The organism is Streptomyces lincolnensis (assembly GCF_001685355.1).
Lineage (GTDB): Bacteria > Actinomycetota > Actinomycetes > Streptomycetales > Streptomycetaceae > Streptomyces > Streptomyces lincolnensis.
Genome location: NZ_CP016438.1, coordinates 5,760,946 through 5,775,949, shown reverse-complemented (window position 1 = coordinate 5,775,949; position 15,004 = coordinate 5,760,946). Strand labels below are relative to the sequence as shown.

At 64.2% G+C, this 15,004-nt stretch carries 10 protein-coding genes and 3 rRNA genes; 1 reads left to right on the top strand and 12 read right to left on the bottom strand.

Annotated features, from left to right (window positions below):
* Window positions 1-3 precede the first annotated feature (3 nt).
* The 11 genes from SLINC_RS25785 to SLINC_RS25740 form a co-directional block, all read right to left on the bottom strand.
* Window positions 4-1,065, bottom strand: a complete 1,062-nt coding sequence (locus SLINC_RS25785; protein WP_067437579.1) for an NAD-dependent epimerase/dehydratase family protein — start codon at window positions 1,063-1,065, stop codon at window positions 4-6.
* A 275-nt stretch (window positions 1,066-1,340) separates the two neighbouring features.
* Window positions 1,341-1,439: a 30S ribosomal protein bS22 gene (locus SLINC_RS46235; protein WP_003948845.1), complete on the bottom strand. Its 99-nt coding sequence runs from the start codon at window positions 1,437-1,439 to the stop codon at window positions 1,341-1,343.
* A 154-nt stretch (window positions 1,440-1,593) separates the two neighbouring features.
* The gene (locus SLINC_RS25780) at window positions 1,594-1,806 is read right to left on the bottom strand and encodes a helix-turn-helix domain-containing protein (RefSeq protein WP_004984898.1); all 213 of its coding nucleotides are present in this window, start codon (window positions 1,804-1,806) and stop codon (window positions 1,594-1,596) included.
* Window positions 1,807-1,935: 129 nt separating this feature from the next.
* Window positions 1,936-2,733 carry a phosphatase gene (locus SLINC_RS25775; RefSeq protein ID WP_375141528.1) on the bottom strand — a complete coding sequence of 266 codons (798 nt, stop codon included), beginning with the start codon at window positions 2,731-2,733 and terminating at the stop codon, window positions 1,936-1,938.
* Between the two features lie 368 nt (window positions 2,734-3,101).
* Window positions 3,102-4,277, bottom strand: coding sequence for an acetoin utilization protein AcuC (locus tag SLINC_RS25770; RefSeq protein WP_067437575.1), 1,176 nt, complete (start codon window positions 4,275-4,277; stop codon window positions 3,102-3,104).
* Window positions 4,228-5,454, bottom strand: coding sequence for an MFS transporter (locus SLINC_RS25765; protein WP_067437573.1), 1,227 nt, complete (start codon window positions 5,452-5,454; stop codon window positions 4,228-4,230). Before SLINC_RS25765 ends, SLINC_RS25770 begins: the two co-directional genes overlap by 50 nt.
* A gap of 75 nt (window positions 5,455-5,529) precedes the next feature.
* Window positions 5,530-6,231: a VC0807 family protein gene (locus SLINC_RS25760; RefSeq protein WP_067437572.1), complete on the bottom strand. Its 702-nt coding sequence runs from the start codon at window positions 6,229-6,231 to the stop codon at window positions 5,530-5,532.
* A gap of 69 nt (window positions 6,232-6,300) precedes the next feature.
* Window positions 6,301-6,945, bottom strand: a complete 645-nt coding sequence (locus tag SLINC_RS25755) for an HAD family hydrolase (RefSeq protein ID WP_067445705.1) — start codon at window positions 6,943-6,945, stop codon at window positions 6,301-6,303.
* A 60-nt stretch (window positions 6,946-7,005) separates the two neighbouring features.
* A 5S ribosomal RNA gene (gene rrf, locus SLINC_RS25750) occupies window positions 7,006-7,122 on the bottom strand.
* A gap of 104 nt (window positions 7,123-7,226) precedes the next feature.
* Window positions 7,227-10,349: ribosomal RNA gene (locus SLINC_RS25745) — 23S ribosomal RNA — on the bottom strand.
* A 316-nt stretch (window positions 10,350-10,665) separates the two neighbouring features.
* Window positions 10,666-12,193: ribosomal RNA gene (locus SLINC_RS25740) — 16S ribosomal RNA — on the bottom strand.
* The 16S, 23S and 5S rRNA genes sit together here, the layout of an rRNA operon.
* Before the next feature lie 836 nt (window positions 12,194-13,029).
* Here SLINC_RS25740 and trpS point away from each other — a divergent pair.
* Window positions 13,030-14,055: a tryptophan--tRNA ligase gene (trpS, locus tag SLINC_RS25735; protein ID WP_067437570.1), complete on the top strand. Its 1,026-nt coding sequence runs from the start codon at window positions 13,030-13,032 to the stop codon at window positions 14,053-14,055.
* A 67-nt stretch (window positions 14,056-14,122) separates the two neighbouring features.
* Here the strand turns inward: trpS and proC are convergent, their stop codons facing one another.
* Window positions 14,123-14,935 (bottom strand): pyrroline-5-carboxylate reductase, encoded by an 813-nt coding sequence (gene proC, locus SLINC_RS25730; protein ID WP_067437568.1) that lies wholly within the window; start codon window positions 14,933-14,935, stop codon window positions 14,123-14,125.
* Between the last annotated feature and the right edge of the window lie 69 nt (window positions 14,936-15,004).

Here is a 15,004-nt window from a genome sequence, read left to right as displayed (position 1 = left end):
TCCTCAGTTGGCGCTCGTCGTCGGGGGGTGGCCGCTGCCCGCCAGGGGCAGCGCGGCGATCCGGTCGACGGCCCCCGCAAGGGCCTCCGGGGGCAGGAGCCCGGGGCCCCGGCTGCGGGCGAAGTCCGCGAAGGTCTCCGCCGTCGTGTACTTCGGCCGGAACCCGAGCGTGTCACGCATCTGGCCCGTCGACACGACCCGGCCATGGGTGAGCAGCCGGATCTGTTCGGGCGAGAAGTCCGTCATGCCCAGCGTACGCACCAGCGAGCCCGCCCAGGTGACGGCGGGCAGCAGAAGGGGCACGGTGGGCCGTCCGAGCCGCCGTGAGCACTGCGACAGCAACAGCACGCCGTCACCGGCGATGTTGAAGGTGCCGCTGTTGAGCGTGCCCCGCTCCGGCTCGTGCGAGGCGATCCGCAGGACGTCGATCACGTCGTCCTCGTGCACGAACTGGAGCCGGGGGTCGTAGCCGAACACCGTCGGCAGGACGGGCAGCGAGAAGTACGAGACCAGAGGCGTCTCCGCGGTCGGCCCCAGGATGTTGGCGAACCGCAGCACACACACCGCGACGTCCGGCCTCCTGCGGGCGAACCCCCGCACATACCCCTCGACTTCGACGGTGTCCTTGGCGAACCCGCCGCTGGGCAGGGACTTCGGCGGGGTCGTCTCGGTGAACACGGCGGGATCCCGGGGCGCGGACCCGTAGACGTTCGTACTGGACTTGACCACCAGCCGCTTGACGTTCGGCGACTTCTGGCAGGCGCCCAGCAGCTGCATGGTGCCGATGACGTTGGTCTCCTTGACCAGCGTCCGGCTACCGCTGCCCAGCGCGGTCGCGGTCACGTCCAGGTGGACGACCGTGTCGGCCGCCGTCTCCGCGAGCACCCGCGCGATGCCGGGCTGCCGGATGTCGGCCTGGACGAAGTCCGCCCCGCCCAGATGATGCTCGGGGGGCACCGCGTCCACGGCGACGACCCGCTCCACCTCCGGGTCACGCTGGATCCGTCGTACGAACCGGCCCCCCAGTTGACGGGCCACTCCGGTCACGAGCACGACCTTGCCCAAGATCAGCGCCTTCCTTCCAGCCCTCGTACTGTGCCGCGTTCCCCCTGTGCGGCCAACTTAGCGGGTCGATGTTGCGCTGTGATGACCGCCCAATGCGCGAAGTGACGGCATCCACAGACGTACGACCAGAGCCGGCCATGTGGATGCCCCGCATACGCCCGGCCGGACCCCGGTGCCGGGATACGCGTGTGGCCCCCCACCAGGTGTGGTGGGGGGCCACATACGCGCTGCCTACGCGGCGTCGCACTGCTCGATAGCCTGTTGAGGCCTACCGCTTACTTCTTGTTACGACGCTGAACGCGCGTGCGCTTGAGCAGCTTGCGGTGCTTCTTCTTGGCCATCCGCTTGCGCCGCTTCTTGATAACAGAGCCCACGACTACCCTCGCTCACTTCTCATCACTCGGTGCTGGGCGCCATGGGCCCATACGACCTACAAGGGGCTAGCCTACCCGCCCGAGCGCTGAGGTCGTAATCGAGGTGCCAGGGGGACCCCTGACCTTGCCCTGAGGGTCCCCCCGGACCACGTCGTCAGGCGGTTTCCACCCCCACATAGCTCTCGCGAAGGTACTCGTGAACCGCTTGCTCGGGGACGCGGAAGGACCGCCCCACCCGAATCGCGGGCAGATGACCGCTGTGCACCAACCGGTACACGGTCATCTTCGACACTCGCATTACCGAGGCGACTTCCGCCACGGTGAGGAACTGAACCTCGTTCAGAGGCCTCTCGCCAGCTGCAGCCATGACACACCTGAACCTTCCGCACTCGACGGCCACCGGCTTCCCCTTCCGGTGACTCTTCGTCGTTGCGTGCTCACTCCCCAATGTAGGGGCGGGTGATGCAAGTGGGGAAGAGGTGCACCCATCGGCGGCCTACTGTGACAGACACGCTCGATTGAGTACGTAGCGGGTAAGCGGCCTGTAGTAATCAGACCGCACGGCGTCATCAAGTGGAACGGCGACGGACACGACGCCTTCGGCCTCCCCCACGAACAACGCGGGGTCATCCGTGTCGGCCAGCCCAATGGCCTCAAACCCCAGCTGACCAGCACCGCAGACCCACCCGTGATCCCCGATGACAAGCCCGGGCAGCGGCCCGCCGGCCTCCGCCGCGGCGGCCAGCACGGTACGAACCGGGAGTGGTGAGTGCGTGTGTGCGCCGGTCGCACAACCGGAGCCCGGCAGGTCGGGTTCCCGCACCAGCGCGACTCCTCGTACGTAGCCAAGGTTGTACGTGCGTAGGCCGAACCGGGTCGTTATGTCGACACAGTGGCCATGCGCAGGGGTGAGTACGGCACATCCCGCCGCCGACAGCGCGTCCGCCAGAGCGGCGTAGAACCCGAGCAGCCGGTGGGGATGCCCGGTCCCCAGAAGCACCGGAATCCGCCCCCGCGCCGCCGCCCCCACACGTTCCGCAAACACGTCCAAAGCCGCCAAAGTCAGCTCCGGATCGATCACATCCTGACCTTCGGTGGACCGAGGATCACCCGAAACACCACACCGCTCAGCCATCAACGCCACGAGCTCCCGAACCCCCCACTCCCCCCGAGGATCCAGCCCGATCAGCACCCGGGGATCCCGAGCCGCGAACAACCGATAACTCCGCAGACTCACCTCCCGCGAAGTAGCCACCACCCCCGCCAACCGCGCAGCCACAAGATGAGCCCGCATTTCCCCAGCACTCAACACCCCAACGATGCTGACGCATCCCCCCACCCCACACCCCCAGAACCCCCGAACACCCCACACTCGGCGTAACGTCCGAGGAGGAGACGACACGCGTGGCCGCCGCCCCAACACGTGAGAACAGGACGGCACCCCAGAACACCGGCCCGCAGGGGCCGGCACGTCTCATCGCCGGTCCAGGCATTCCAGCCCGTCCGGCGTTTGAGGACGAGGCCCCTTGAGGGCCGACAGGGGGTCCAGGGGGCGGAGCCCCTTGGGACGGCGGGGTCGAAGGGGCGGCAGCTCCTGGGGATGGGACGGGTAGGGGCGGCGGGGGCGGAAACCCCTCAGACGCGAACCCCCACCCACACCCCCTAAGCCAACAACCCCCGCAACGGAAACACCGCCCGCCGCGCAGCCAACACCGCCTGATCCAACCGGTCCGCAGGGTCATACCCCGCCTCCCACCCCGCAAAGGACACCGGCCACCGCCCATCGGTCATCCGCCCGGGCCCCAACTGCCGAGTACGAGCGAACACCTCCTGCCGCCACCCCTCAGGAATCACCGCCTCCGGCGAAATCTCCCGCCCCGCAGCAACCCCCACCAGGTGCGTCCACGACCGCGGCACCACATCCACCACCGCGTACCCACCCCCACCGAGCGCCACCCACCGCCCATCGGCATACGAATGAGCCAGCTCATGACACGCCACCTGCACAGCCCGCTGCGCATCCAACGACACAGCCAGATGCGCCAACGGATCCTCGAAATGCGTGTCCGCCCCATGCTGAGTGACCAGAACCTGCGGCCGAAAGTCCGCGATCACCTCAGGCACCACCGCATGAAACGCCCGCAACCACCCCGCATCCCCGGTCCCCGCCGGCAACGCCACATTCACGGCCGACCCCTCCGCCGAGCCGTCCGCCCCCGTCTCCTCCGGCCACCCGGTCTGCGGAAACAACGTACGAGGATGCTCATGCAGCGACACCGTCAGAACCCGCGGATCCTCCCAGAACGCCGCCTGCACCCCGTCCCCGTGATGCACATCGACATCCACATAGGCGACCCGCTCCGCCCCGAGCTCCAGCAACCGCGCGATCGCCAGCGAAGCATCGTTGTAGATGCAGAACCCCGACGCGCCCCCGGGCATCGCATGATGCAACCCACCCGCGAAGTTCACCGCATGCAGCGCCTCACCCCGCCACACGGCCTCCGCGGCCCCCACCGACTGCCCGGCGATCAAGGCGGACGCCTCATGCATCCCGGCGAAGGCGGGATCATCCATCGTCCCCAGCCCGTACGACGCGTCGGCCGCCCCAGGATCCGCCGACGCCGCCTTCACGGCCTCGACATAGTCCTCGCGATGCACCAGCCGCAGCGTCGACTCCCCCGCCGGCTTCGCCGCCACGACCTCCATGTCCTGATCAAGCCCGAAGGCCTGAACAAGCCTCCAGGTCAGGGCAAGCCGTACCGGATCCATCGGATGGTCCGGACCGAAGTCATAGCCCGTTACTGCCTCGTCCCACATCAGCTGTGCGCGGCCGCTCATGCCCGCCACCGTATCGGTCCGGTTGAGTTTCGAACGACCGGGCGTACACGAGCGTCACCAGCACCAACACCATCGGTACGAGCATGGCCCCGCGGTAGCTCCACAGGTCCCCCAGCGCCCCCACCAACGGCGATCCGACCAGGAACCCCACGTAGTTGAAGACATTGAGCCGCGCGACAGCCGCATCGGACGCACCGGGGAACAACCGCCCCGCCGCGGCGAAGGTCTGCGGCACCAGCACACACAACCCCAGCCCCAGCAGCGTGAACCCGAGCATCCCCACCCACGGCCCGGGCGCCACGGCCACCACCGCGAACCCGACCGCCGCCACCAACGCCCCACACCGTACGACGGCCACGGCCCCGAACCGCCGTACCCCGAGGTCCCCGATGGCCCGCCCGACCAGTGTGGTCACCATGTACACGTTGTACGGCACGGTCGCGAGCTGCTCCGAACTCCCCAGAACGTCCTGGAGATACTTCGCGCTCCAGTTGGAGACGGTCGAGTCCCCGATGTACGCGAAGCACATCACCAGACACAGCGGCAGCAGCAACTTGAACGCGAGACCCTGGCCGCCTCCACCCGCCTTCTCGTCCTCCGCCTCCGCACCGGATCCGTCCGCGGCGTCGACGTACCACCGACTCCCCACCAGCGCGGCCGGTAGCAGCACCAGCACCACCGGCAGATACGACACCCACAACGCGAGATGCCAGTGCGCCCCCACCCAGGCGAGCGAGGCCCCCACGATCCCGCCCAGGCTGAACACGGCATGGAAACTCAGCATGATGCTGCGCCCGTACGCCCGCTGAAGGCTTACCCCGAGCATGTTCATCGAGGCGTCCAGCGCACCCACGGCCAGCCCGAACGCGGCGAGCGAGACACCCAGCTCGACCACGGAGTCCCCGGCCCCCACCCCGAGCAGCGCCAGGAGCACGACGGGCTGGGCCCAGCGCAGCACCCGGCTCGGCGGAATCCGCTTCACCAACTGCTCGGTCGAGACACTCCCGACACCGGCCAGGATGGGTACCGCGGCGAGAAAGGCGGGCAGCAGCGCGTCGGAGACGCCGTACCGGTCCTGAATGGCCGGGATCCGCGTCACCAGCAGAGCGAAGGCCGCGCCCTGCGCGAAGAAGCTGAACGCCAGCGAGGCCCTGCCACGCCGCAGCACATCAGTCATGGCGGCGAGCGTAGGGCCCCGGCGTACTCGTGGGTAGATCTCGCCAAAGATGAGTTTCCTTCAGCTTTACTTCTCTCACTCGGCGACAGCGGCCAAGGGAGCCTCCGGAGCGGCCGAAACCGAGCACTTCTCGCCCTCGGCCCTCTTGTCGCACACCTCCGCCGCGAGCATGGCCGCCATCGGCCCGGCGGCCAGGGCCCCACTGACGAGAAACCCACCGGCCATCGCGACGATCATGATGACGGTGCCCAGCCACACCATCGTGTCCACGGGCAGGGTGTACGCCCCGACGATCCGCACCACACACTCACCGAGCAGCACCACACCCCACACCACGGAGAACACCCGCTCGGCCCGCCGGAAGTCCTCGGATCCGCTCTGGAGACGCCTCCAGGCGGCCTCCCGCCTCTCGTCCCCCTTCACCAGCCACGGCTTCGCGACGGCGGTCATGATCGGCCTGCCCATCGCCACGGAGACCAGGATCCCGATCCCGACCACACTGCTGACCCCGCTGTCCTTGACGAGCATCAGCCGTGGATCCCCGGCGACAAAGCTCAGCAGCAACCCGACCACGTTCACGAACAGGATGAGCGCGGCCAGCCCGTTGACCGTCCGGTCCTTGACCACACTCCACCCGGTCCGCACCGCCGGCACCACACTGCTCCACCCCAGCGCGGCGAGCGTGCTCATCCCGAGCCCGTCCTTGAACAGGTAGTACGACCCGACCGGCACCGCCACGTCCATGATGAGCGGCACAAACGCCTTCTTCTTCGTCATGCCCTCAGCTTCGGACCGACCCCCCGGACGCCAGTAGAACCGATCGTCCGGACCTCGGCGTGACAAATGTCAGACCAGCAGGTCAGCCAACTGCCCCATGTCCGAGAAGAGTTGAGTGGCCCCGGCAAGCCGATCGGCCGGCGTCATCGCGGTGAATCCGAGCACGTCCATCCCAGCCGCCACGGCCGCCTGCACCCCCAGCCGGCTGTCCTCGATCACCACACACCGCGCCGGCGCGACGCCCATCCGCTCCGCCGCGTACAGGAACAGATCCGGCGCCGGCTTCCCCCGCCCCACATCCTGCGAGCTGAAGATCCGCGAGTCCTCGAACCACCGGTCCAGTCCGGTCGTCCGATGCCCCACCCGAATCCGCTCATGACTCCCGGAGGAGGCCACACAGTACGGCACCCCGTCAGCAGCCAGCTTCTCCAGCACCGTCACGGCCCCGGGCACCGGCTCCAACTCCCGCTCGAAAGCAGCGAACACCCGCCCATGAAAGACATCGTCGAACTCCGCCGGCAGCCGCCGCCCGGTCCGCTCCTCCACCAGATCATGTACGCGGTGCATGGCGGAGCCCATGTAGTCGCGCAGGGAATCCTCGTACGAGGTCGGATGCCCCAGCTCGGTGAGATAGCCGGCCAGAAGCCTGTTGGAGATGGGCTCGCTGTCGACGAGCACCCCGTCGTTGTCAAAGATGACCAGGTCATAACGCATGACTGCGAGCTTAAACGCAGAAAGGCCCACACCGTATGGTGTGGGCCTTTCTCAAAAATTGTTCGGCGGCGTCCTACTCTCCCACAGGGTCCCCCCTGCAGTACCATCGGCGCTGTAAGGCTTAGCTTCCGGGTTCGGAATGTAACCGGGCGTTTCCCTCACGCTAAAACCACCGAAACCCTAATGGTTTCGAGCGAACAAGCACACTTTTTAATTGGATGTTCTACTCAAAGCCGGCAACAGTCGTTGCCTCAGAACTAACACAGTGGACGCGAGCAACTGAGGACAAGCCCTCGGCCTATTAGTACCGGTCAGCTCCACCCATTACTGGGCTTCCACATCCGGCCTATCAACCCAGTCGTCTACTGGGAGCCTTAACCCCTCAAAGGGGGTGGGAATACTCATCTCGAAGCAGGCTTCCCGCTTAGATGCTTTCAGCGGTTATCCCTCCCGAACGTAGCCAACCAGCCATGCCCTTGGCAGGACAACTGGCACACCAGAGGTTCGTCCGTCCCGGTCCTCTCGTACTAGGGACAGCCCTTCTCAATATTCCTGCGCGCGCAGCGGATAGGGACCGAACTGTCTCACGACGTTCTAAACCCAGCTCGCGTACCGCTTTAATGGGCGAACAGCCCAACCCTTGGGACCGACTCCAGCCCCAGGATGCGACGAGCCGACATCGAGGTGCCAAACCATCCCGTCGATATGGACTCTTGGGGAAGATCAGCCTGTTATCCCCGGGGTACCTTTTATCCGTTGAGCGACGGCGCTTCCACAAGCCACCGCCGGATCACTAGTCCCGACTTTCGTCCCTGCTCGACCCGTCGGTCTCACAGTCAAGCTCCCTTGTGCACTTACACTCAACACCTGATTGCCAACCAGGCTGAGGGAACCTTTGGGCGCCTCCGTTACTCTTTAGGAGGCAACCGCCCCAGTTAAACTACCCATCAGACACTGTCCCTGATCCGGATCACGGACCCAGGTTAGACATCCAGCACGACCAGACTGGTATTTCAACGACGACTCCCCCTGAACTGGCGTCCAGAGTTCACAGTCTCCCAGCTATCCTACACAAGCCGAACCGAACACCAATATCAAACTGTAGTAAAGGTCCCGGGGTCTTTCCGTCCTGCTGCGCGAAACGAGCATCTTTACTCGTAGTGCAATTTCACCGGGCCTATGGTTGAGACAGTCGAGAAGTCGTTACGCCATTCGTGCAGGTCGGAACTTACCCGACAAGGAATTTCGCTACCTTAGGATGGTTATAGTTACCACCGCCGTTTACTGGCGCTTAAGTTCTCAGCTTCGCCACCCCGAAGAGTGACTAACCGGTCCCCTTAACGTTCCAGCACCGGGCAGGCGTCAGTCCGTATACATCGCCTTACGGCTTCGCACGGACCTGTGTTTTTAGTAAACAGTCGCTTCTCGCTGGTCTCTGCGGCCACCCCCAGCTCATGAAGTAAATTCAATCACCGGTGATGGCCCCCCTTCTCCCGAAGTTACGGGGGCATTTTGCCGAGTTCCTTAACCATAGTTCACCCGAACGCCTCGGTATTCTCTACCTGACCACCTGAGTCGGTTTAGGGTACGGGCCGCCATGAAACTCGCTAGAGGCTTTTCTCGACAGCATAGGATCATCCACTTCACCACAATCGGCTCGGCATCAGGTCTCAGACTATTGCCAGGCGGATTTACCTACCTGACGTCCTACACCCTTACCCCGGGACAACCACCGCCCGGGATGGACTACCTTCCTGCGTCACCCCATCACTCACCTACTACCACCGTGGTTCGGCGGCTCCACCACTTTCCATTCCCCGAAGGGTCCGGAACGGCTTCACGGCCTTAGCATAAATGGGTTCGATGTTAGACGCTTCACAGCGGGTACCGGAATATCAACCGGTTATCCATCGACTACGCCTGTCGGCCTCGCCTTAGGTCCCGACTTACCCTGGGCAGATCAGCTTGACCCAGGAACCCTTAGTCAATCGGCGCACACGTTTCTCACGTGTGTATCGCTACTCATGCCTGCATTCTCACTCGTCAACCGTCCACAACTCGCTTCCGCGGCTGCTTCACCCGGCAGACGACGCTCCCCTACCCATCCCAACGGGCGTTGGCCCTCATGCTGGAATGACACGACTTCGGCGGTACGCTTGAGCCCCGCTACATTGTCGGCGCGGAATCACTAGACCAGTGAGCTATTACGCACTCTTTCAAGGGTGGCTGCTTCTAAGCCAACCTCCTGGTTGTCTGTGCGACTCCACATCCTTTCCCACTTAGCGTACGCTTAGGGGCCTTAGTCGATGCTCTGGGCTGTTTCCCTCTCGACCATGGAGCTTATCCCCCACAGTCTCACTGCCGCGCTCTCACTTACCGGCATTCGGAGTTTGGCTAAGGTCAGTAACCCGGTAGGGCCCATCGCCTATCCAGTGCTCTACCTCCGGCAAGAAACACACGACGCTGCACCTAAATGCATTTCGGGGAGAACCAGCTATCACGGAGTTTGATTGGCCTTTCACCCCTAACCACAGGTCATCCCCCAGGTTTTCAACCCTGGTGGGTTCGGTCCTCCACGAAGTCTTACCTCCGCTTCAACCTGCCCATGGCTAGATCACTCCGCTTCGGGTCTTGAGCGCGCTACTATACCGCCCTATTCGGACTCGCTTTCGCTACGGCTTCCCCACTCGGGTTAACCTCGCAACACACCGCAAACTCGCAGGCTCATTCTTCAAAAGGCACGCAGTCACGACCCACAGAGTAAACTCTGTGAGCGACGCTCCCACGGCTTGTAGGCACACGGTTTCAGGTACTATTTCACTCCGCTCCCGCGGTACTTTTCACCATTCCCTCACGGTACTATCCGCTATCGGTCACCAGGGAATATTTAGGCTTAGCGGGTGGTCCCGCCAGATTCACACGGGATTTCTCGGGCCCCGTGCTACTTGGGTGTCTCTCAAACGAGCCGCTGATGTTTCGACTACGGGGGTCTTACCCTCTACGCCGGACCTTTCGCATGTCCTTCGCCTACATCAACGGTTTCTGACTCGCCTCACAGCCGGCAGACTGTGAAAGAGAGATCCCACAACCCCGCATACGCAACCCCTGCCGGGTCTCACACGTATACGGTTTGGCCTCATCCGGTTTCGCTCGCCACTACTCCCGGAATCACGGTTGTTTTCTCTTCCTGCGGGTACTGAGATGTTTCACTTCCCCGCGTTCCCTCCACATACCCTATGTGTTCAGGTATGGGTGACAGCCCATGACGACTGCCGGGTTTCCCCATTCGGAAACCCCCGGATCAAAGCCTGGTTGACGACTCCCCGGGGACTATCGTGGCCTCCCACGTCCTTCATCGGTTCCTGGTGCCAAGGCATCCACCGTGCGCCCTTAAAAACTTGGCCACAGATGCTCGCGTCCACTGTGCAGTTCTCAAACAACGACCAGCCACCCATCACCCCGCCCTCCTGGGCGAGTTCACTGGGGCCGGCACCCGAAGACAGGACCTTACGGCCGTGCCCTCAGACACCCAACAGCGTGCCCGGCACCCCCGCCACTCGTGATCAGCTTTCCACGCTCCGAAGAGCAGTACTTGCAGCCCGAGATGACTGAGAGTGCCGAATAATCAACGTTCCACCCTTGAGCAACCACCGCAGAACGTTTGCCTGCGTAGTGGCCTCTGACCTGATCCCGAAGGATCCGGTAAGAAGTGCTCCTTAGAAAGGAGGTGATCCAGCCGCACCTTCCGGTACGGCTACCTTGTTACGACTTCGTCCCAATCGCCAGTCCCACCTTCGACAGCTCCCTCCCCACAAGGGGGTTGGGCCACCGGCTTCGGGTGTTACCGACTTTCGTGACGTGACGGGCGGTGTGTACAAGGCCCGGGAACGTATTCACCGCAGCAATGCTGATCTGCGATTACTAGCAACTCCGACTTCATGGGGTCGAGTTGCAGACCCCAATCCGAACTGAGACCGGCTTTTTGAGATTCGCTCCACCTCACGGTATCGCAGCTCATTGTACCGGCCATTGTAGCACGTGTGCAGCCCAAGACATAAGGGGCATGATGACTTGACGTCGTCCCCACCTTCCTCCGAGTTGACCCCGGCGGTCTCCTGTGAGTCCCCAACCTCCCGAAGGAGTTGCTGGCAACACAGGACAAGGGTTGCGCTCGTTGCGGGACTTAACCCAACATCTCACGACACGAGCTGACGACAGCCATGCACCACCTGTACACCGACCACAAGGGGGCGACCATCTCTGGCCGTTTCCGGTGTATGTCAAGCCTTGGTAAGGTTCTTCGCGTTGCGTCGAATTAAGCCACATGCTCCGCTGCTTGTGCGGGCCCCCGTCAATTCCTTTGAGTTTTAGCCTTGCGGCCGTACTCCCCAGGCGGGGAACTTAATGCGTTAGCTGCGGCACCGACGACGTGGAATGTCGCCAACACCTAGTTCCCACCGTTTACGGCGTGGACTACCAGGGTATCTAATCCTGTTCGCTCCCCACGCTTTCGCTCCTCAGCGTCAGTAATGGCCCAGAGATCCGCCTTCGCCACCGGTGTTCCTCCTGATATCTGCGCATTTCACCGCTACACCAGGAATTCCGATCTCCCCTACCACACTCTAGCTAGCCCGTATCGAATGCAGACCCGGGGTTAAGCCCCGGGCTTTCACACCCGACGTGACAAGCCGCCTACGAGCTCTTTACGCCCAATAATTCCGGACAACGCTTGCGCCCTACGTATTACCGCGGCTGCTGGCACGTAGTTAGCCGGCGCTTCTTCTGCAGGTACCGTCACTTTCGCTTCTTCCCTGCTGAAAGAGGTTTACAACCCGAAGGCCGTCATCCCTCACGCGGCGTCGCTGCATCAGGCTTTCGCCCATTGTGCAATATTCCCCACTGCTGCCTCCCGTAGGAGTCTGGGCCGTGTCTCAGTCCCAGTGTGGCCGGTCGCCCTCTCAGGCCGGCTACCCGTCGTCGCCTTGGTGAGCCATTACCTCACCAACAAGCTGATAGGCCGCGGGCTCATCCTTCACCGCCGGAGCTTTCAACCACCACAGATGCCCATGGTGGTGGTATCCGGTATTAGACCCCGTTTCCAGGGCTTGTCCCAGAGTGAAGGGCAGATTGCCCACGTGTTACTCACCCGTTCGCCACTAATCCCCACCGAAGTGGTTCATCGTTCGACTTGCATGTGTTAAGCACGCCGCCAGCGTTCGTCCTGAGCCAGGATCAAACTCTCCGTGAATGTTTACCCGTAATCGGGTGCACACATCACGAGAGCGGAACCACCGGCGGAATAAGCCGATGGTTCACAGCGTCCTCGCTGTGTTTTTCTTCAAAGGAACCTCATCTTCGACCGATCGGCCGGAGACGGGGTATCAACATATCTGGCGTTGATTTTTGGCACGCTGTTGAGTTCTCAAGGAACGGACGCTTCCTTTGTACTCACCCTCGCGGGCTTTCCTCCGGGCTTCCCTTCGGTCTTGCGTTTCCGACTCTATCAGACCGTTTTCCGATCCGATTTCCTCGGTGCTTTCCAGGTTCCCGCTCTCGCGTTTCCCTTTCCGGCGTTTCCGACTCTATCAGATCCTTTCGGGCCTGACTCCCAGTCAGAGGGGGGCTGCCTTCCCGGCTGTTGGGCCGTTCCGACGAGTGAGACTTTAGCGGATTCCTGGCTCCCGAGCTAATCGGGGGCTGCGTCCTTTCGAACGCGGATTCCTCATTTCGTAAATACGCATGCCAATGAAGCGACGGCAGAACACTGTCGTCGAGTGTTGGCTGGTACTTGCGGAATGGCTGTCCGGGGACCGACCGAAGTCGGAGCTCACGTCGGACAACTCGGAGAACACTACGTACGGGGCCGGGGCGTGTCAACTCCGGTCCCCATGGCGCTCTGGAGGCGTACGCTGAGCCTCATGACAACGCGTACGTGCACCCAGCAGTGGTGGGCCGCCTGACGGCGGCCGAGTTCACGTATGCACTCAACGGCCGCCGCCTCGGCGGCCGTTTCTGTGTCTCCCTCCAGCACTCCTGAGGGGCAGCCGGCCGGCGAGGGCGGCTGGCCCAACCGGGAGGAGAGAGATGACGCGCGTATTCAGCGGGGTCAAGCCGACAGGGCACCTGACGCTGGGGAACTACCTGGGAGCCATGCGGCAGTGGGCCGCCGTCGACCAGCACCGTGCCGACGCGCTGTTCTGTGTCGTCGACCTGCACGCGCTGACCGTGGACCACGATCCGGCGCGGGTGCGGCGGCTGAGCCGACAGGCGGCGACACTGCTGCTGGCGTCGGAGCTGGATCCGCAGCTGTGCACCCTGTTCGTGCAGAGTCATGTGGATGAGCACGCGCGGCTGTCGTACCTCCTGGAGTGCGTGGCCACGGACGGCGAGATGCGACGGATGATCCAGTACAAGGAGAAAGCCGTCCGCGAGCGGCACCGCGGCGGGAGTGTGCGCCTGTCGCTGCTGACCTATCCGGTGCTGATGGCGGCGGACATCCTGGCGTACGGGGCCGACGAGGTGCCGGTCGGGGACGACCAGGCCCAGCATGTGGAGCTGTCGCGGGATCTGGCGGTGCGGTTCAACCAGAGGTACGGACATACGTTCGTGGTGCCCAGGTCCACGGTGCCGAAGGTGGCCGCGAGGGTCATGAACCTTCAGGAGCCGGCTTCGAAGATGGGGAAGTCCGACGACTCCGGGCCGGGGATCGTCTATCTGCTCGATGAGCCGGACGTCGTCCGGAAGAAGGTCATGCGGGCCGTGACGGACAGCGGTCAGGAGGTCGTCTACGACAGGGAGTCACGGCCGGGGGTCGCGAATCTGCTGGAGATCCTCGCGGCCTGCACGGGTGGGAACCCATCCGAGCTGAGCGGTGTATATGAATCGTACGGAGTCTTGAAGAAGGACACCGCCGAGGCCGTCGTCGAGGTCCTGAGGCCCGTGCAGGAAAGGCACAGGGAGTTGTGCGCGGATCCTGGTTATGTGGAAGGGGTGCTGCGGGATGGGGCGCAGAGAGCTCGGGCGATGGCCCGGCCGACGGTCGATGCCGCGTATCGGGCGATCGGGCTGCTGCCGGCCGCTGCTGATAGCGCGCTGACTTCTGCTCGGTAGCGCCCGGCGGGTCACGGCGGGAGTGGGCTTGCCGCCCCCGGGTGGGCAGGGGGCGGCGAACCGGGCGTCAGCTGTTGTTGCCGGAGGCCAGTGCGCGGCTGCGATCGCGGGCGGCTTCGAGGGCGGCGATGAGGGCGGCCCGTACGCCGTGGTTCTCGAGCTCGCGGATGGCATTGATGGTCGTGCCCGCGGGAGAGGTGACGTTCTCGCGGAGCTTGACCGGGTGTTCGCCGCTGTCGCGGAGCATGGTGGCGGCGCCGATCGCGGACTGGACGATGAGGTCGTGGGCCTTGTCGCGGGGCAGGCCGAGGAGGATGCCGGCGTCCGTCATGGCTTCGACCAGGTAGAAGAAGTACGCCGGGCCGGAGCCGGAGAGGGCGGTGCAGGCGTCCTGCTGGGACTCGGGGACGCGGAGCGTCTTGCCGACGGCGCCGAAGATCTCCTCGGTGTGGGTGAGGTGGTCGGCGGTGGCGTGGGTGCCGGCGGAGATGACGGACATGGCCTCGTCGACGAGGGCGGGTGTGTTCGTCATGACGCGGACGACGGGGGTGCCGGTGGCGAGGCGCTCCTCGAAGAAGGAGGTGGGGATACCGGCCGCGCCGCTGATGACCAGGCGGTCGACGGGGACGTGCGGGGCGAGTTCGTCCAGGAGGGTGCCCATGTCCTGCGGCTTGACCGTGAGGATCAGGGTGTCGGCGATCTTGGCGGCCTCGGGGTTGGTGACCGGGGTGACTCCGTAACGGGCGCGGAGTTCTTCGGCTCGCTCGGGGCGGCGGGCGGTGACCAGGAGGTCGGCCGGGGCCCAGCCGGCGCGGATCATTCCGCTGAGCAGGGCTTCGCCGATCTTGCCGGTGCCGAGGACTGCGACTTTCTGGGTCATGGTGCGGGGCCCTCCGGGGGTGCGTCGTCCGGGGTTCATCCTCCCACCGGGGGCGTGGGGGTGGCGCAG